The 877-nt window shown below is 74.6% G+C and carries 1 pseudogene; it reads left to right on the top strand.

Annotated elements, in window-relative coordinates:
- Nucleotides 1-877, top strand: a pseudogene (locus ACYVE9_RS28735) (ATP-binding protein); the annotation flags it as partial.

Genomic DNA, 877 nt, shown 5'->3' on the forward strand with positions numbered 1-877 from the left:
AGCGGGAGGAGGAACGCGAGCGCCTCGTCCGGCTGCTCGCCCGCGGCCGCTCGGTCCGCCTCACCGGTCCGGCCGGATCCGGCCGGACCGCACTGCTGGACGCCGTCGTCGGCGACTGCGCCGAGCTGGCACCCGACGGCGTGGTCCGCCTGCACGGTTACCACCGCACCCCCACGGACCTGCTGCACGAGCTGCACGCCACCGTCTACCGCACCGAGCTGCACCGCCCGGACCGCGAGGAGCTGCTGACGGCGCTGGCCGGCGTGGGCGCCGTCGTGGTGCTCGACGACATAGAGTTCGGTGGCGCCGCGCTCGACGAACTGCTGCGGGCCACCCCCGAATGCGCCTTCCTGATCGCGGCCACCCCGCACGTGGCCGCACCCTCACCCGGCTCGTTCGTCGAAGAGGTCCATCTCGGCGGCATCAGCCGCACCGCCTGCCTGGAACTGCTCGAACACGCCGTCGGCCGCCCGCTGACGGACGCGGAGGCGGACTGGTCCGCCGACCTGTGGTTCGAGTCGGAAGGGCTGCCGCTGCGCTTCGTGCAGGCCGGAGCGGTGCTGCGGCAGCGCGACGCGCGCCTGGAGGCGTCCCCCGACGCCGAACTGCCCGAACTCTCCGTCGCCACCATCACCGCCGGCTCGCTGGCCGCGGAACTCTCCGCACCCGCCCAGGAGACGCTGAGGCTGGCCGTCGCACTCGACGGTGAGCTGCCCGCCGCGGCACATCTGCCCGCGCTGCTCGACGAACCGCACGCCGACGCCGAGCTGGCCGAACTGGTCACCGCCGGGCTGGCCACCTCCACCGGCACGCACCACCGGCTGGCCACCGGAGTGGCCCTGCAACTCGCCGCCGAGGGGTACGGCGAGGACGCCGC

This window comes from Streptomyces sparsus (genome assembly GCF_054776295.1).